Origin of the sequence: Paenibacillus artemisiicola (assembly GCF_017652985.1) — a bacterium.
In the GTDB taxonomy this organism is placed as follows: Bacteria; Bacillota; Bacilli; order Paenibacillales; family Paenibacillaceae; genus Paenibacillus_Z; species Paenibacillus_Z artemisiicola.
In genome coordinates this window covers 15,346-34,011 of record NZ_JAGGDJ010000003.1, presented here as the reverse complement: position 1 = coordinate 34,011, position 18,666 = coordinate 15,346, and the positions used below count along the sequence as shown (strand labels likewise).

Sequence of the window (18,666 nt, the reverse complement as noted above, 5' to 3'; positions counted from 1 at the left end):
ATGGATGATTCACGATTCGATCTCGAAGGCGTCGATCGGGACGGCGGTGCCGGCGGAGCTCGCGTGCTTCCGGCCGCTGTTCACGACGCGCACGGTGTGCGTGCCCTCGGAGAGCGCCTCCGATTCGAAGACGACGGCTTCGTATTGGCGGGCCGGCCGGTACAGGTCCGCCGATGCCGCCAATTGCCCGTCGATGTAGATATCCGCGATGCCGCGGTTGCCGCCGACCGGCGCGAGGAGACGAACCTTCGTCCCGGCGAAGACGAACTCGGCATAGTCGTCTTTCGTGATGGACGTCGTCACGGACTGGCCCGAGTAAACCGTGCTGAAGCTTGTCGCCCACGTGCCTTCATAGCGCACCTCGGAGAAGTCGGCGTCTTGGACGAGATGTTTGACGAGGAACGCATCGACGTTCACGAACGCGGGATCGTCCTTCCGGGCTCTTGGGTCGGTCTTGCCCGTCCATTCGATCCGGATCGTATGCTTGTCGTAGGAGACCGTCTTCTTGAAGAGCGACTGACGCTTCGATTCGGCTTCGCCGTACAAGGACACGGCCGCGGCCAGCTTGCCGTCGAGGTAGACGTTGGCGATGCCTTGCCGCGGATTCTTGGTTCCGATCCATTCGACGTAGCTGCCCTCGAAGGCGAGCTCGGCGTGGCCCGGGGCGTCGATGCGTTTCGCGGTTCCGCCGGACAGCGCGTCGTCCGGTACGTTCTCCCAATCGCCGGCGTACGTCACGGCTTCCGAATCGTCCTCGTAGGTGCCGGAGGCGTTGGCGTGCCGCAGGCGCAGGGTGTAGCCGCCCGATCCCGCGAACGCGTAGACGTTCACGTAATAGGTGCCGGTTTGCTTCGCGAAATAGGAGAAGCCTTCGCCGGACGTTCCCGGATGCTCGGAAGCGGCGACGATGCCGGCCTTGCCGTGGACGGTAACGGCGGAAGGCGAGTAGAGGTAGAGATCGAAGTCGGTGCCATCGTCCCCGGTCAGCTCCGCCTGGATCGTTTCGCCGGCGTTCAGTTCGACGGCGTACACGCGGTCCGGATCGGACGCTTCGTCGAGACGCTCGCTCACTTCCGGCGCCTGGAGCGGAGTGCCGGGGATATCCTTGTCGGATACGGCCCGATAGACGTCGATCATCTTGCCGGACATGTTCTTGTCCGCCAGGGAGCTCACTTTCTTTCCGCTGTTCATCAGGCGTTGAATCGTCAGCTTCGCGTCGTAGCCCGGATTGACGCCAAGCACCACGGCAGCCGCGCCGGCGGCGTGCGCGATGGCCGGCGTACCGTAGTTTCCGGGAATATCGTAGTCCGGCTTATCCAGGAACAGGTTGGGTTGGGCGAAGGAATCCCGGGCAACGATGACGTCGCCGAGCGATTCATCCGGCATCGGAACGGATTGTCCGGCAAAGATGGTCCCGTCCGCGCCTTGCAAATCGTAATAGCCGAAATAGCCTTCGGTCACATAATCCAAGTGGAGCACGTCCTTCGCGAAAGGCGACGCTTCGCTTCCGAAGAGCGCGTCCCTGCCCGTAAGGAGCAGTCCCCCGCCCGCTTGCAGGTAATTCGTTAGATTTGCCTTGTCGGACTCGGTCAGCACCGAAGGGGCATCCGGATCCGGATTCATGCTCGCGTTGGCGTGACCGGTGAACCATACGACGATGTCGTAGGCTTGCATGGCTTCAAGCGAAGGGCCATCCCCGTTCTTGGCGACGGTCGCGACTTGGAACGTTCCGCGCGCATCGCCCTGCGGCATCCCGTCGGTCTCGTAGCCGGCGGACAGCAGGAAGCTCTTGTATAGCGCGAGGAAGCTTCGCTCCTCCTCGTTGCCCCCGGACGAGTTGTCGTCCTGGACGAGCAGGACCGACGGTTTGTCCGCGCCTTCGCCCAAGTAATCGAGCGCCGCACGGAAGGCATCGGTCTGGAACGGCGGAGCGAAATGCTCGAAGCCGAGTCCGTTATAGACCGCTCGGTACGCGCCGGTGTCGATTTGGGCGGCGTACGCCGGGTTTTCCGAAGGCATGGTCGTTAACGTATCGAGGGCCGGCGCGGCGATCTGAACGGTCTTTTTGCCGTAGCTCGTCGGCGTATTGCCGGCGCGTCCGATGCCGTTAACGGTCAGCACGTTGGGGAGCTTGTAGGAAGCCGGGTAGCTCGGGATGCGTTCCAGGTCGTCGCCGAAGTCGCCGGGCTGCGCGACGAACAGCATGTCGGAGTGCCGGAGCGCGTCCAGGACCAGGTCGCTCGGTTCCCAGGTCATGAAGTCCAGGACGGCGATGTCGGCACCCATCTGCCCGGCGTAGGCGATGCCCGCCGCGATTTGCGAGAACGTTCCGCTCCCCGACGTCGAGGAAAACGTCTTGACCGGCAGAATCTTCGCGTTCGGGGCCACGCCCGCGATCCCGACGCCGTTGTTGACGGAGGCGGCTACGATGCCCGCGATCACCGTCCCGTTCTTGGCCGGGTCGTTCAAGCCGTCGTCGGCATCGTTGTCGTCATGATTGAAGTCCCAGCCGTGAACGTCGTCGACAAAGCCGTTGCCGTCGTCGTCGATGCCGTTGCCCGGGATCTCTTTGGGATTGGTCCAGATGCTGTTCGCCAGATCCGGATGATCGCCATCCACGCCGTCGCTGATTACCGCCACGACGACGTCCTTGCCGGCGTCCTGCAGATACGGCCAGGCTTCCGGCGCGTTGAGGTCGATATCCAGGCCGTCGGCGTTATTCAAGGCCCACTGATTGGGAAATAAAGGATCGTTCGGGATGAGGGGTTGCGGCTCGGATGAAACGGATGCCGGCCCGTTCGCGGGGGGCATGCCGGCCGAAACGGAGGATGACGGTTGCGGTGCATGCAAGGCTTGTCCGGGATTCGGCGGAACGCTTGTGCCGGACGTCCCCGAATCGGAGGCGATGACCTGGGCGTCCGGCTCCGCGTACAGGACGGCCGGGTCGGCCTTGAGACGGGCGAGGACGGCGGCGATATCCGCGCCTTCGGGCAGCGTTAGGACCTCGGCACCGAGTCCCGGGAGCGTTCGCGACGGCGTTAGTCCGAGGTCTTCGGCCAACGCTTGCGGGCGGCTGCCCGTTTTGTATTTCACGATGATACGGTCGGCTTTCATGGCTTTATCGGCGCCGACCGGCCGGGAGAGAGGCTGCGAGCGAGGGGCATCCGGGACTTCGATGACCGTCTCCGACGCATTCGCGGCTTCCGGTCCCATCGTCTTCCGGAGCTTATCGGATGCGGCGGTTCCCTGCGCCAGCGCAAGGCCGCGGTCATGCTGGCCGAGATTCGGAACGAGGGAACCGGACAGGCAAACGAAAGATAACGAGATCAACAAGAACAACTTGCTCTTCGAGCGATGCTTCAAGGGTGTGTCTCCTCCCACCGTGTCGATAGATTCTGAACGTTCGTGCCACGCATCGGCTGCGATGGCTTGTCTCTGAATCGTGTCTCGTTCGGCCGGCAAAAAACGCGAGCGGCTCTTCCGGCGCGGCGGCGAACAAGGCATGTCCGCGGACATGCAAAGGCGGGGACTTCGTGAACAACCTCCTCGTTAAGTGGCCTGGGACATGCGTCCCGCTCGGTTGAATCGGCTTCTTCAGTCGGGAAATGGAGTGAATTCGAACAATATGTAAGGTTTTATGACGCAAATCGTCCGAAATTCTGAGAAAATTATATAATCCGCAAATTTAAGGCGTCAATAAGTTTATTTTTTTAAATTTTCAAAAGGAGATCAAATAGAATACGTAAGATTAAATGACATAATCTTCGCGAGCTGACGAATGCGATTGCTGCTTATTGGCGCGCCTGATCCGGTGCGGGCGACAACATGCAGGACAGGCTCGTTGCCGAAGCAGTCGCGGACCGCCGTACCCCTAACGAATCCTCGTGTTCACCAAGCTGCCACAATTTCTCAGGTTCAACCGTGCTTGCTTCCGTGTAAAGGATGTCATCCAACTAAAGTTAAGCGCTTTCACTGGCTTGACCGGCTGACGGATGCAGACGGGAGGGATTGAAAATGACCACGCGCGCGACGTTTTCGGCGCTGCTGACGGCGATTTTGGTCGCCGCCGTCATGCTGACGGGGTGCTCCGCGCAAGCGGCAGCCGACAAGAAGACCACGCTGACCATCTGGTACTGGAACCGCGGGCTCGACGACAAGCTCATCGAAGCGGCCCGGACCGAATTTCCGAACGTCCGGATCGTGGCGCAGAAGGTCGGCGGCGACTTCAAATCCAAGCTCAAGACGACGCTGGCCGCCGGCTCCGGCGGACCCGACATCGTGGCCTTCAACGACTGGGTCACGGAGATGTTCCCGAACGCCGACCGGTTCTACGACCTGTACGAACTCGGGGCGCGCGACATCGAGCCGGATTACTTGCCTTGGAAATGGCAGCTCGGCGTGACGCCGCAAGGCCGCATGGTCGCGCTGCCGATCGACACGGGGCCGACCGCGCTGTTCTATCGGGCCGACTTGTTCGAGAAGGCGGGCCTGCCGTCCGACCCCGAGGAGGTTCACAAGCTCATGGGAACCTGGGACGATTATCTCGCGGCCGGGAAGAAGCTGCAGGACGCGCTCGGCGACGGCGTGAAGCTGACGGACAATATCGGCACGATCTATACGCAGGTGAACGCGCAGAGCGAGACGATCTACTTCGACAAGCACGATAACTTCGTCGGCGGCGACCCGTCCTCTTCGGCGAAGCGGGCGTGGGAGCTTGCCGTGAAGGCTTCGTCCATGGGGCTGCTCGCGAACGCGAACGGCGGGACGCCGGAGTGGAGCGCCGCCATGAACACCGGCAAGATCGCTTCGTTCGTCGGCGCCGTGTGGAACAAGGAAGTCCTCCGGCAAGCCGCGCCCGACACCGCCGGCAAGTGGCGCGTCGCCCGGGCGCCGGGAGGAGACGGCAACAACGGCGGCTCGTTCCTGGCGATCATGCGAACGAGCAAGCATCCGGGCGAAGCGTTCCGGCTGATCAAATGGCTGCAAAGCCCGGACAATCAGGTGAAGAGCTTCGCCGACGTCAATCTGTTTCCTTCCGCCAAGACGGCGCTGGACGCGCCGGTGATGCGCCGGAAGGAGGATTTCTTCGGCGGCCAGGCGACGGGCGAGATTTTCACCGCTTCGGCGCTGCACGTGAAGCCGACGTACTTCGGGCCGCGGTACGTGAACGTCAACGGCATCGTGAACCGCCAGCTGCAATCGGTGGCGACGCAGGGCAAGAACCCGGACGACGCGTGGCGCGACGCCATGGCGCGCATCGGCAAGGAGCTGCTCCGCTAGCCCGCCGGCATCAAGCGGGCAAGGCAAGTCCGAATGAACGAACGAGGAGGCTGGGCCTATGAATCGCAGGTTAACCGCCGAACTATGGAAGCACCGCAAAGCGTACGCGGCTATCTCGCCCTTTTTTATCGTGTTCGCGATCTTCGGTCTGTTCCCGATCGCGTTCTCGATGTATCTCTCCTTCCAGAAGTGGGACGGCATCGGCGACATGACGTTCAACGGGCTGAACAATTACCGGTTCATGCTCGGCGATCCCGAATTCTGGCATGCGGTGGCCAACACCTTGCTCATCTGGATCTATTCCACGATTCCGATGCTCTTCTTGGCGCTCGTGCTGGCGTTCCTGCTGAACGCGTCGTTCGTAAAGGGCCGGACCTTCTTCCGGATCGGCTATTTCCTGCCGAACGTCACGTCGCTCGTGGCGGTCGCCATCGTGTTCAGCACGCTGTTCTCGGGCAATTACGGCTTGCTTAATTACGTGCTCCGTCTGTTCGGCCTGCAGTCCGTGGAATTCCTGCAGAAGACGTGGGGCATCCAATTCGCGATCTCCCTGATGATCGTCTGGCGCTGGGTCGGCTATAACGCCATCATCTTCCTCGCGGGGCTGCAGAGCATTCCTTCCGTCCTGTACGAGGCGGCGCGCATGGACGGCGCCACGGGCGCGCAGGCCTTCTTCCGCATCACGGTGCCGATTCTGCGGCCGATCATCCTGTTCACCGTCATCACGTCCACGATCGGCGGCATGCAGATCTTCACGGAGCCGCAGGTGCTCGTCGGCAACGACGGCGGGCCGGGAGGCGGCGGGCTGACCATCGTGCTCTATCTGTACCGGGAAGCGTTCATCAACAATTACTTCGGCTACGGCGCGGCGGTCGGCTGGGGGATGTTCGTGCTGATCGCGCTGTTCTCCATGCTGAACTGGCGGCTGGTCAAGGGCAGCCCGGATTGAAGCGGCCGGGAGCGAAACGAGGAGAGGAGTGTGTCCGATGGCGACGAGCAAATGGAAATCGGCATTCTTGCATGCGGTATTGATAGCGGGGTTCCTGCTGTCCGTTTTCCCCTTCTACTGGCTCACGGTCATGGCCACGCGCACGACGGGGGAGATCTACGGCTATCCGCCCAAATTAGGGTTCGGGACGCAGCTGCTCGACAATGTAAAGCGCGTGATCGACACGATCGATTTCTTCGGCGCGTTCGCCAATTCGCTGTTCGTGTCGGGGGCGGTCGCGCTGCTGGTCTTGTTCTTCGACTCGCTGGCCGGCGCGACGTTCGCGAAGTACGCGTTTCCGGGGAAAAAGTGGCTGTTCGTCCTGCTGCTGGCCACGATGATGGCGCCGGCGCAGCTGTCGCTCGTGCCCTCGTTCGTCATCATGGCGAAGTTCGGCTGGGTCGGCTCGTTCAAGGCGCTCATTATCCCCGGCATGGTCAATGCCTTCGGGATCTTCTGGATCCGCCAGTACGCCGAGGAGTCCATTCCGACGGAGCTGATCGAGGCCGGCCGCATCGACGGCTGCGGATTCTTCCGCATCTATTGGAGCCTCATGCTGCCGATCCTGCGGCCGGCGTTATCGTTCCTCGGGGCGTTCACCTTCATCGGGGTATGGAACGATTATCTGTGGCCGCTGATTATTTTGAATAACGAACGGAAGTTTACGCTGCAGGTCGCTTTGTCGTCCCTGAACGGAATCTACGTGACGGATTACGCGATGGTCATCGCGGGCACGCTGCTCGCGGTCCTGCCGCTCGTCGTGCTGTTCCTGTTCGTCAGCCGGCAGTTCATCTCGGATATCGCGGCCGGCGCGGTCAAGAGCTGAGGCGCGGCGCATGCGGAGGCAGCCGAACCCGGGGGGTTCGGCTGCTTTTTGTCGCGCGCGGACGTCCGGAAGGACCGCCGCGACGGGCGCCCGGCGCACATTCCGACTGCGCAAACGGCGGCGATACGGTATGATGGCAGTGCGGCCGAAGTCGCATCGTGCCCGAATCGGCCGCGGCGCGCAAGCCGTCATGCAAGCGCATTCACACATCGGGATCCGCCCGTTCACGGAAGGAGAAGACCATGTTCTATTCGCTTCGCAATCGGCTCATCGCGGTGTTCGTCCTGCTGTTCGTCCTCGCGTTCGGCGCCCTGTCCGTCCTGCTGTTCGACCAGTCCCGCTCCATCATCCGCTCCTATATCGAGTCTTCGGCGCTCGAGAAGATGGACGAGTACGGCTCCTATATTGACATGATGCAGACGCAGATCTACGACTTGGCCTCGCTCGTGTTCAACAGCGCCGCGACGGACGAATGGGACGACGCCGCCTCGGACAAGTCGCTGCCGGACGGCGAGAAGATGCTGGCCCACCTGAACATGAGCAAGTTCCTGACGCAGACGGCGACCAGCTACTCCAGCATTTCCTCGGTCGGGGTCTATCGCAGCGAAGGAACGCTGGTCAGCATGGGCAACCAGGTCGTCAAGGACCCGTCCTTTCTGGGACAGGAATGGTACAAGAACTTCAAGGCGCAGAGCGTCCGCTGGCTGGCGGCCCATACGGACGACGTCGAAATCCGGATCAACAACAACAATACCCATCCCGTCGTCAGCATGCTGATGCCGATCGGCACGTTCGAACCCTCGCTCGCCAAAAACGTGCTGAAGGTCAACGTCCGCGCGGACGATTTCCTCGAACCGCTGAACCGGATCCACCTCGGCACGAGCGGGACGATCTATTTGCTCGACCAGAACGGCAGCCCGCTGCTGTCCCAGGCCGATTACGGCGCGCGCGCGGACGCGTCGGGAGAGGTGAAGGCCGTTCGGGAGGACTGGCGGAAGCAGGGCGTCGTCTACTTCAAGAACGACCGCGGGGAAAACCAGATCATGGTCTACAAGAAGCTGACGCTGACCGGCTGGACGCTCGTCGGCTTCGTCTCCGAGCGGGACCTGTACGGCCGGCTGTTCAAGCTGCGGGACAGCATCATCCTGCTCGCCGCGCTCCTGCTGCTGCTGTCGGTGTTCATCGCCTTCTGGCTGTCGCACGGCATCACGAAGCCGCTCTCCCGGCTCATCTCGTCCATGCGCCACGTGCAGCGCGGGGACTTCGACAGCGCCGAGAGCCGGCTGCCGCCCGCGGGAGACGTGCGCAACGAGGTCGGGTTCGCGACGGCGACGTTCCGCAACATGATCGGCCGGCTCCGGCAGCACATCCGGACCGAATTCGAGCTGCGGCTGCTGCGGCAGCAGGCCGAGTACAAGGCGCTGCTCATGCAGATCAATCCCCATTTCATGTTCAACACGCTGGAGCTGATGAGCAGCCTGGCCATGCAGAAGCGGACCGACGACACGGTCGCGGTCATCGAATCGCTCGGCAAGATGCTCCGGTTCTCGCTGAAGATCGACGACGATCTCGTCGCGCTGCGGGAGGAGCTGAGGTACGTCCGCGATTACGCGGGCATTCTGCAGATCCGCTTCGGCGGCCGGCTCCGTCTCGCGATCGAGGAGGAAGGCGACCTCGCGCGCGTGACGGTCGTCAAGTTCATCCTGCAGCCGCTCATCGAGAACGCCGTCAAGTTCGCGTTCCTGCGGCAGGCGGAAGCGCGGGTGGACGTCCGGGTCGAGCGGGCGGACGGCCGCGTGCGCCTGACCGTCGCCGACAACGGCATCGGCATGAGCGATCTGCAGCGCCGCCGGCTGCTGGCGCGGTCCGACGCCGCGCGCACCCATCAGATTCTGGCCGGCGGCGACCGCCAGATCGGCCTCGGCAACGTGCTCGCGCGCTGCCGGCTGTATTACGGCTCGCTCTTCGAGGCGCGCATCGACTCCGCCGAAGGCGAGGGCACGCGCATCGAGCTGACTCTACCCGCACGGGAGGCGATCGCGCATGTACCGCTTGCTCATCGTGGATGACGAACCCGAGATCCGGCTCGGCCTGACGCTCAAAATCGACGCCGCAAGGCTCGGCCTCGAGCTGGCCGGCGAGGCGTCGAACGGGCTCGAGGCGCTCGAGCTGCTCGAGCAGACGCCCGTCGACATCGTCCTGACCGACATGAACATGCCGCTCATGGACGGCGTGTCGTTCCTCGAGGCCTGCCGGGAGCGGCATCCGGACGTGCGCCTCGTCGTCATTACCGGCTACGAGGACTTTCGGTACGCGCGGGCGGCGCTCCGGCATCACGCGTTCGACTACTTGCTGAAGCCGGTCGCCCGGGACGAGCTGGCCGCCGTGCTGGCGAGCATCGCGGCGGAGCTCGACGGGGCGCGCGAGGAGCTGGAGCGGGAAGCGCGGGCCCGCTGGGAGCTGTCCCGCTACTTCAAGGAGATGCGGGAGCATTTCGTCGTGCGGCTGATCAAGGGCGAGTCCGACCGGGAGAGCGCCGTGCTCGACCGGGCCGCCCGGTTCGGGATGGAGCCATGGGCCCGGCGGGAGGCGCGCTTCCTCTCCGTCGGCCTCCGGCCGCGGGCCGACGGAGACGCGCCCGAGGCCGCGGCGGAACGGACGCCGGACCGGTTCCTTCTCCCGTTCGAGCTGCTCTGCCGGGAGAAGGAAGAGACGTCCGGCGCGGCCGTCGTGGCGTTCCGGGACGCCAATTATCCCGGCCTGATCCATTTCGCGACGACGGAGGACGAAGCGTGGCTGCGCGGCTTCGCCGCGGAGCTGGACGAGCTGGCGCGCGGCATGCTCGGCTTCGGGCTCGCGCTCGGCGCCGGCCGGCCCGTGACCGGCTTCGGGCAGTGGAAGGAAGGCTACCTGTCCGCGCTGCTCGCCTGGAACTGGTCCGAAAGCGGGGCGGCGGAGGACGAGCGGGGGCCGGCCGACGGCCAGGCGGCGCTGTCCGCGGAAGAGATCAGCGTCATCGAACGGTGCTTGGCGCGGGGCGACCTGGCGTCGTTCGAGCGGGCCGCGCGGCAGTCGCTGCAGGCGGCGTTCGCGGCGTCGCGCGCCCGCTTCGTGCGGGCGATCTTCCGGCTGTACCTGCTGCTCGAGCCGCTGGCGCACGAAGCCCGCGCGCCGCTCGGGAGCGCGGAGCAGCTGTGGCTCCGGCCGGAGATGGCGCTGGCCCTCGACACGGTCGACCGGGCGGCCGGCTTCCTCGCGGGCATCGCGGGCAAAATCGCCGCGGCGCGCCGCAGCGAGGCGGCGGACGGGGACGCGCCGCTCATGGACGCCGTGCTCCGGCATATCGGCGAGAACTACATGTCCGATCTGAACCTGACGCAGATCGCGGAGAAATTCAATTACAATCCGTCCTATTTCTCGGAGCTGTTCAAGTCCAAGGTCGGCAAGACGTTCATTCAATACTTGACCGAGGCGAGGATGGCCCAGGCGGTTCGCCTGCTCGAAGGAACGCAGCTCGGCCTGTGGGACATCGCGGAGCTGACCGGCTTCGCGAGCGCCAGCTACTTCAGCGCCAAGTTCAAGCGGATGTTCGGCCTGTCGCCCTCGGACTACCGGCAGCGGGGCGCCGGGCAAGGCGAGCCGCAGGAAGGCTGACGGATGCGGCGCCGCGCCCGGCGCGACGGGCGCGCACCTAAAAAATTCAAAAGCCAACAGCCGAAGAAATCGCATTCAGCCGCGGGGGCGGTCCGCTTATGATGGAGCTATTCCACCATGACCAGAGGAGGACTCCCGATGCGAACCGTCCGCAGGCCGCTTGCCCGAACCCACAACCGAACAGCGTATTTGTTTTTGCTGCCGTGGCTTGTCGGGTTTTTTTGCCTGACGCTGGGCCCGATGATCGGCTCGCTCTACCTGTCGTTCACCAAGTATAACCTGCTGGCCGCGCCGAACTGGACCGGGCTCGAGAACTACAAGCAGATCTTCGGGGACGACGCCACGTTCGGCCATTCCTTGAAGCTGACGTTCACTTACGTGCTGCTGTCCGTGCCGCTTCGCCTCGTCTTCGCGCTGCTCGTCGCCATGGCGCTGAACAAGGGCATCCGGGCGCTCGGCGTTTACCGGACCGTCTATTACGTCCCGTCGCTGCTCGGCGGCAGCATCGCCATTTCGATCGTGTGGCGGCAAATATTCGACGGCGACGGCGTCGTCAACCGGGCGCTCGGCTGGTTCGGCATCGACGGCCCGTCGTGGATCGCCCATCCCGACTATCTCCTCTATCCCATCGTCGCGCTGTCCGTCTGGCAGTTCGGCTCCGCGATGGTCATCTTCCTGGCCGGGCTGAAGCAAATTCCCGCCGATCTGTACGAAGCGTCGCAGGTCGACGGCGCGGGCAAGGCGCGGCGGTTCTTCAGCATTTCGCTGCCGATGCTGACGCCCGTGATTTTCTTCAACCTGATCATGAGCATCATCAATTCGTTCCAGGCGTTCACGCCCGCCTACGTCATCGGCGACGGGCGCGGCGGTCCGCTCGACGCGTCAATGTTCTACACGCTGTACCTGTACCTGAAGGGCTTCGCGTACTTCGACATGGGCTACGCGTCCGCGCTGGCGTGGATCATGCTGCTCATCATCGCCGCGTTCACCGGCCTCGTCTTCGCGACCTCGCGGTTCTGGGTGTTCTACGGCGACGGCAAGGAAGGGAGGTAGACGGCCATGTCCATGAGAAAAGGAGCGTACGCCGGCGCGGTCCGGCATCTCGCCATCGTCGCGGTCGGACTCGCCATGCTGTATCCCGTGCTGTGGCTGCTCGCGAGCTCGTTCAAGCCGAATCAGGAAATCTTCGCCGGCGGCGGCCTCTGGCCCCATACGTTCACGCTCGACAACTACCGCAACGGCTGGAGAGGCTTCCAGGGCATCTCGTTCGCCCGCTTCTTCGGCAATTCGGCACTGATCTCGACGCTCAGCGTGCTCGGCAATATCGCGACCTGCTCGCTCGCCGCCTTCGCCTTCGCCAGGCTGGAGTTCGGCTTGAAGAAGCTGTGGTTCGGGCTCATGCTCGTCACGATCATGCTGCCGTACCACGTCACGCTCGTGCCGCAGTACATCATTTACAGCCAGCTGCACTGGATCAACACGTATTTCCCGCTGTTCCTGCCGAAATGGCTGGCGCACGACTCGTTCTTCATCCTGCTGATGGTGCAGTTCATCCGCGGCATCCCGCGGGAGCTCGACGAGAGCGCGACGATCGACGGCTGCAGCCAGCCGATGCTGTACGCCCGGATCATCATGCCGCTGCTGCTGCCGGCGCTGATCACCACGGCGATCTTCACGTTCATCTGGTCGTGGGACGACTTCTTCAGCCAGATGATCTATCTGAGCGATATCAAGCTGTTCACGGTCCAGCTCGGCATCCGCGCGCTGTTCGATCCGTCCGGTTCGTCGGACTGGGGGGCGCTGCTCGCGATTTCGGTGCTGTCGCTGCTGCCGATCACGCTGATCTTCCTGATCTTCCAGCGGTATTTCCTCGACGGCATCGCCACGACGGGGCTGAAATGAGGCAAGGCGCGCGGGACGGGGAGGCCTGCGTTCGCGGCCGGCGCGGCGCTGGCGGCATTCTTGACGGGACCGGGGCCAGCGCGTCCGCCCGAAAAAATGACACGCGAACAGCCGAAGGAATCGCATTCCGGCCGAATCGGCAATCCGGTAGGATGGTTGTTGCAAGCGCTTGGCATTTCATCAGAAGGGGAGAAGAAACGATGAAAAAGAAGGTACTCTTGTTCGGCTTGGCGGCCCTGACGGCCATCTCGCTGTCGGCTTGCGGCAACTCCGGCGGGCCTAACGCGGCGAACGAAGGCGGGGCGGCGGGGAACGCCGGCACGAACGCGAACGCTCCGGCGGCAACGCCGGACAACGGCGGCCGGGAGCAGGTCGAGCTGCGGATGATGTGGTGGGGCGACCAGAACCGCGCGGACTTGACGAACAAGGCGATCGACCTGTTCGAGCAGAAGAACCCGAACATCAAGATCACGGGCGAGTTCGGCCCGTCGGACGGCTACTTCGACAAGCTGAACACGCAGCTCGCGTCGGGCACGGCGCCGGATATTTTCTTCCTCGGCGGCAACGTCGTCGACTACGCCGACAAAGGCGTACTGCTCGACCTCGGCCCATACGTCGGCAAGGGGTTGAAGCTCGACGACATGGATCCGGCGATGAAAGAGTACGGCACGCTGGGCGGCAAGCTGATCCATCTCTCCGCGGGAGCCAACGCCCGGGGCATCGTCGTCAACAAGACGATGTTCGACAAGGCCGGCCTTCCGGTGCCGCAGGACGGCTGGACCTGGGACGATTACGCCCGCATCAGCAAGGAGATCGCCGACAAGCTGGGCAAAGGCTACTACGGCACGTACAATTTCACGACGGACGGCCACGATATTTACCTGAAGCAGAACGGCAAGCAGCTGTACGACATGGCGAACGGCAAGCTCGGCTTCGAGGAAGCGGATATCCTGCCTTGGTTCCGGTATTGGGATAAGACGGCCAAAGCCGGCGGCGTCGTACCGGCCGAGCTGCAGGTATCCAATCCTCCGGCGGACGCGAGCAAATCGCTGATCGTGACGGGCAAGGCGGCGATGACGCTGCTGCCGTCGAACCTGCTCGGCTCGTTCCAGAGCGCGACGAAGGACGAACTGATCATGGTGCAGGTGCCGCGCGGCGCGAAGGGCACGGGCGTCGTGTTCGAATCGAGCCAGGGGCTGTCGGGCTACGTGAAGACGAAGCATCCGAGCGAAGTCGCCAAGCTGATGGACTTCTGGATCAACGATCCGGACGCGGCCAAGATACTCGGCAACAACCGCGGCGTGCCGGTCACCTCGGCAAACCGCGCGGTGCTGGAGGGCAGCGCGAGCGAGACGGACAAAATCGTCTACTACTTCACGAGCCGCGTCTCCGAGGCGACGAAGAAGGAGCCGTTCGCGGTCAGCTACAACCCTCCGGGCAACGCGGAGTTCATCAAGCTGTCGGACAACACGGTGCAGCTCATCGGCTTCGGCAAGGAAAGCGTGGACAAGGCGGTCAAGGCGTTCTACGACGGCACGGTCAAAATATTCGAAAGCAACAAGCAGCCGTAACCCGGCGATGGCGGAAAGCGAGGATGGACGATGAGCGAAGGCGCGCTGCTTCATAAACTGCGGACGCTGCGGACCGAGGAACGTCTCGGCCCGCTCGGCAAGCCCTCGGACGGGGCCGTGCTGAAGGAATGGCTCGGCGCCGGCATCCGGTTCGCGGCGTCGGAGGGACGGCTCGAGGACGTCTATTACCGGGCCTTGCGCACGCTGTTCGATTGCATCGTGCCGATGGCCGGCGAGGCGCCGACGCTGCAGGAGGGCGGCGTCTATCTCGGCTGCTGGCTGGAGAGCACGGGCACGATCAACGCGGAGCTGCTGTCGCGGTTCCTGCCGCGGGTGTCCGAGGCGACCTACCGGTCGTTCGCGGCGCATCAGCGGACGGACGGCCTGCTGCCGTACAAGATCACGGAGCAGGGGCCGGCCTTCCGCCAGATCCAGCTCGTGACGCCGCTCGCCCGCAGCGTCTGGAACCATTACGCGCTGCACGGGCGCGACCGGGCGTTCCTGGCCCGGATGTACGGGGCGATGGCGCGGTACGACGGCTGGCTCGCCGCGAACCGGGACACGCGCGGCACCGGCTGCGTCGAGGCGTTCGGCGCCTACGACACCGGGCATGACTTGTCGCCGCGGTTTTGGCACGTCCCCGACGCGCCGCATCGCGGCGACGCGTCGCGCTGCGATCCGGATTCGCCGGTGCTGCCGTTCCTCGCGCCGGACCTGACGGCGAACGTCTACTGCCAGCGGCTGTACTTGGCGCGCATGGCCGAGGAGCTCGGCGAGAGCGGGGAGGCTTGGCGCGCCAAGGCGCAGGCCAGCCTGGACAGCCTGATGCGCCACTGCTACGACGAGGCGGACGCGTTCTTCTACGACCGGGACCGCCACGGCCGGTTCGTGCGGGTGCAGTCCGACGTGCTGCTGCGCGTCCTGGCGTGCGAGGTCGGCGACCGGACGTTCTTCGACGAAGCGCTGCGGCGGTATCTGCTGAACACGCGGAAGTTTTTCGCGAAGTATCCGTTCACGTCGATCGCGCTGGACGATCCGCGCTTCGATCCGTTCTCCAGCTACAACAGCTGGGCGGGGCCGTCCAATTACCTCAGCCTGATCCGCGCGCCGCACGCGTTCGAGCATCACGGCCGGCACGTCGAGCTGACGTGGGCGATGCAGCCGATCCTGTCGTCGTTCGCCCGGGCGGAGCGCTTCGCGCAGGCGGTCGGCCCGTGGACGGGGGAGGAAGGCTTCACGAAGGCGTACTCGCCGGCCATCCTCTGCCTGCTCGACTTCGTCGAGCGGCTGTGCGGCGTGCTGCCGACGCCGGACGGCGAGCTGTGGTTCACCGGGCTCGCGCCAGACGCCCGGGACCACGGCGCCGAGGTCGCCGCGGAGACGGCGTACGCCCGCACGGTCGACGGCGTGGCGTTCGAGCTGCTCAATCTGCGCGGCGGGTCCGAGCTGTACCGCGGCGGCGCGCCGTGGATGGCGTTCCCGTCCGGCGTCCGCGTGATCACGGACCGGCGGGGCCGGCTTCGCGGCGTGCTCGGCATGAGCGCGCGGCCGGTGGAAGGGACGCTTGTCTGGGAAGGGCGCGCGCTTCCGTTCGCCGTGCGGGGCAACGAGCTGCTGCGGTACGAAGCCGGGCAATGGCGGCGCGAACGGGAGATCGGGCTGATTTATCCGACGTACGAGTAAGGGAGGGGGAGGCCGCCGATGAGCAACGAGGACTTGGCGCATTCGGAACGGGAAGACGTCCGGAGCCGGAAACGCGAGGACTGCTCTCAATCGGAACGGATCGCGACGCGGAGTTGGAAGCGCGAAGACATTCAGCTCCGCGATCCGTTCGTGCTGCCCTCCGAGGCGGAAGGCGTTTATTACTTGTACGGCAGCACGGATGCCGACATTTGGGGACCCGGCACCGGCTTCGACGCCTACGTCAGCCGGAATCTGGACGACTGGGAAGGGCCGTTCCCTGTCTTCCGGCCGCCGGCGGATTTCTTCTCCGACACCAACTTCTGGGCGCCGGAGGTGTACGCGCGGGACGGACGCTTCTACATGTTCGCGACGTTCCGGCGCAAGGACAACGGGCGGCTCGGCACGGCGGCGCTCGCGGCGGACGGACCGCTCGGACCGTTCCTGCCGCATAGCGCGGGGCCTGTGACGCCGGAGGGCTGGAGCTCGCTCGACGGGAGCTTGTTCGTCGACGAAGCCGGCGCGCCGTGGATGGTATTTTGCCACGAATGGCAGCAGATCGGGGACGGCGAGGTTTGCGCGGTCCGGCTTAGCGCCGATCTGCGGGAAGCGGTCGGCGAGCCGGAGACGCTGTTCCGTGCGTCGGAAGCGCCGTGGACGACGCCGTACGTATCGCCCCGTTATCCGGATGCGGCCAATTACGTCACGGACGGGCCGTTTCTGTTCCGGGGCGGCGCGGGCGCGCTGTACCTGCTGTGGGCGAGCTTCATCGCCAACACGTACGCGCTCGGCGTCGCGCGGTCGGAATCGGGCGGGCTCGCCGGTCCGTGGACGCATCAGCCGGAGGCGCTGTATCGCAGCGACGGCGGGCACGGCATGATCTTCCGCGCTTTCGACGGCCGGCTGCTGCTCGCGATCCACGCGCCGAACCGGACGCCCGACGAGCGGCCGCTGTTCTTGGAGATCGCGGAGCGCGGCGGCGCGATCCGGCTCGACGGACGGGAGCGGGAGTATGCGTGCAGGCGAACCGCTCGCGGCTTTCGCGATTCATGCGCCGCATCGACGCCAGACTCATAACGAAAACAAAGGGACTGTCCCAGCGGATCCGCTTGCCGGATGCGGGGACGGTCTCGTTTTGTTGTGTTAGTTGGCGAGGACGGGAGGACGGGTGCGCGTTTACGCGGTAAGAGTCACGGGAAGGACTGACGAAGCAATGTTACGGCGGGGCGAGCATCGATGGGGAGCATGCGGGCGATGTGAAGTTTGACGGCCATGAGCGCCGCTATTTTGCGGTTTCCTGGCAAATAGTCGAGTTAGCCGGACACCAGAGCCGCTATTGGCTTGAAAAGCCGCCGAAAACGCGGATCGGCATGGCAATAGCGGAACGTATGTCCGCGTAGCTGCAATAAAGGCCCGAATGACGCAAATAGCGGAACGTGTGTCCGCTTGGACGGCCCCGCCGCGGCCCTCGGCCTCGCCGCGCCCTGCCGGCCTCGCCGCGCGCCGTCGGCCTCGCCGCGGCGAAAAAAAAGAAGCGGCGCCTCAATCAGACGCCGCTTCCCTTCATCTTCGACAAAAACGCCGATATCGCGTAATACGCCGCTCCGCGCACCGCCGATTTCTCGCCCTGCTCCGCGAACAGCACGCGCAGCCGGCGCCGGTGATGAGCCAGCGCCCGTTCGGCGACGGTGCGCTGCATCGCTTCGCCGAGCCAGGCCTCCGCGCGCCGCAGCTCGTTGCCGACGATGACGACGTCGGGATTGAACACGTTGACGATGTTCGCGATGCCGACGCCGAGCGCTTCGCCGATCCGCTCGAACAGCCGCAGCACCCCGGCCTCGCCGCGGCCGGCCGCCTCCAGCAGGCCGTCGAGGTCGCGGTAGCCGAGCGCGGCCGCCTGCTCCAGCAGCGCGTTCTCCGACGCGTACAGCTCCCAGCAGCCGCGGTTGCCGCAGCGGCACGGCTTGCCGTCCGCCCGGATGGACAGGTGGCCGAGCTCGCCCGAGAAGCCGCCGGCCCCTTTGTACAGCTCCTTGTTCAAAATCATGCCCGTGCCGATGCCGATGCCCGCGCTGACGTAGATCTGATTGGCGACGCCCCGGCCCGCGCCGTAGCGCTGCTCGCCCTGGGCGCCGGCGTTCGCCTCGTTGTCGATCGTGACCGGCACGCCGAAGCGCTCTTCGACGATGGCGCGCAGCGGCACGTCCGTCCAGTCCAGGTTCGGCGCGTACAGAATGGCGCCTTCCTCGTTGACGAGGCCCGGCACGCCGATGCCGACGCCGACGGTGCCGTACGGGCAGGGCGGGATTTCCGCCTGCAGCGACGCGATGCAGTCCAGCAGCCGCGGGAGGACGTACGCCGCGTCGTGCGCCGTCAGCGTCAGCCGCCGTTCCGCCAGCACCACGCCCTCGAGGTCCGTCAGGATGCCGCGGATATAATTGACGCCGAGATCGATGCCGACCGCGAAGCCGGTGCGCGCCCGGAATTGGAGCAGGTTCGGCTTGCGGCCGCCGCTCGATTCCCCGGGGCCGATGTCGATGACGAGATGATGCTCGATCAGGTCCTGCACGAGACTCGACACGGTCGCCTTGTTCAGCCCCGTCCGCTCCGAGATTTGAGCCCGCGAGAGGGGCGCGTAGCGCAGCACGGCGTCCAGCACGATGGCGGTATTCATTTTTTTGACGAGCGCCAAATCTCCGGTTTGCTTCATAATTTCCCAATTGCCTCCGCTTGTCCCGATGTATGGGAACGATTGTACCATGGGT

Annotated in this window: 12 protein-coding genes; 10 read left to right on the top strand and 2 right to left on the bottom strand. The window is 64.6% G+C overall.

The genetic code is table 11. The annotated features are described in order from the left end of the window. Window positions 1-9: 9 nt before the first annotated feature. Entirely contained in the window at window positions 10-3,363 is a 3,354-nt protein-coding gene (locus I8J29_RS06020) for a S8 family serine peptidase (RefSeq protein ID WP_208846783.1), read from the bottom strand. 651 nt (window positions 3,364-4,014) lie between these two features. Here I8J29_RS06020 and I8J29_RS06015 point away from each other — a divergent pair. The 10 genes from I8J29_RS06015 (at window position 4,015) to I8J29_RS05970 (ending at window position 16,978) form a co-directional block, all read left to right on the top strand. Continuing rightward, entirely contained in the window at window positions 4,015-5,280 is a 1,266-nt protein-coding gene (locus I8J29_RS06015) for an ABC transporter substrate-binding protein (protein ID WP_208846782.1), read from the top strand. A gap of 58 nt (window positions 5,281-5,338) precedes the next feature. Continuing rightward, window positions 5,339-6,229, top strand: a complete 891-nt coding sequence (locus I8J29_RS06010; RefSeq protein WP_208846781.1) for a carbohydrate ABC transporter permease — start codon at window positions 5,339-5,341, stop codon at window positions 6,227-6,229. Between the two features lie 37 nt (window positions 6,230-6,266). Continuing rightward, complete coding sequence (locus I8J29_RS06005; RefSeq protein WP_208846780.1) at window positions 6,267-7,094, top strand: carbohydrate ABC transporter permease; 828 nt, start codon at window positions 6,267-6,269, stop codon at window positions 7,092-7,094. A gap of 242 nt (window positions 7,095-7,336) precedes the next feature. Beyond that, on the top strand, window positions 7,337-9,163 hold the full coding sequence (locus I8J29_RS06000) for a cache domain-containing sensor histidine kinase (RefSeq protein ID WP_208846779.1): 1,827 nt from the start codon (window positions 7,337-7,339) through the stop codon (window positions 9,161-9,163). Further along, window positions 9,138-10,748, top strand: a complete 1,611-nt coding sequence (locus tag I8J29_RS05995; RefSeq protein WP_208846778.1) for a response regulator — start codon at window positions 9,138-9,140, stop codon at window positions 10,746-10,748. Before I8J29_RS06000 ends, I8J29_RS05995 begins: the two co-directional genes overlap by 26 nt. A gap of 138 nt (window positions 10,749-10,886) precedes the next feature. After that, complete coding sequence (locus I8J29_RS05990) at window positions 10,887-11,801, top strand: carbohydrate ABC transporter permease (RefSeq protein ID WP_208846777.1); 915 nt, start codon at window positions 10,887-10,889, stop codon at window positions 11,799-11,801. 12 nt (window positions 11,802-11,813) lie between these two features. Beyond that, on the top strand, window positions 11,814-12,650 hold the full coding sequence (locus I8J29_RS05985) for a carbohydrate ABC transporter permease (RefSeq protein ID WP_420831102.1): 837 nt from the start codon (window positions 11,814-11,816) through the stop codon (window positions 12,648-12,650). Window positions 12,651-12,850: 200 nt separating this feature from the next. Next, the gene (locus I8J29_RS05980) at window positions 12,851-14,221 is read left to right on the top strand and encodes an ABC transporter substrate-binding protein (protein WP_208846775.1); all 1,371 of its coding nucleotides are present in this window, start codon (window positions 12,851-12,853) and stop codon (window positions 14,219-14,221) included. A gap of 30 nt (window positions 14,222-14,251) precedes the next feature. Continuing rightward, window positions 14,252-15,904, top strand: coding sequence for an MGH1-like glycoside hydrolase domain-containing protein (locus tag I8J29_RS05975; protein WP_208846774.1), 1,653 nt, complete (start codon window positions 14,252-14,254; stop codon window positions 15,902-15,904). A gap of 18 nt (window positions 15,905-15,922) precedes the next feature. Then, window positions 15,923-16,978: a glycoside hydrolase family 43 protein gene (locus tag I8J29_RS05970; protein WP_208846773.1), complete on the top strand. Its 1,056-nt coding sequence runs from the start codon at window positions 15,923-15,925 to the stop codon at window positions 16,976-16,978. Between the two features lie 469 nt (window positions 16,979-17,447). Here I8J29_RS05970 and I8J29_RS05965 read toward each other — a convergent pair whose 3' ends face one another. After that, window positions 17,448-18,611 carry an ROK family transcriptional regulator gene (locus I8J29_RS05965; RefSeq protein WP_208846772.1) on the bottom strand — a complete coding sequence of 388 codons (1,164 nt, stop codon included), beginning with the start codon at window positions 18,609-18,611 and terminating at the stop codon, window positions 17,448-17,450. Between the last annotated feature and the right edge of the window lie 55 nt (window positions 18,612-18,666).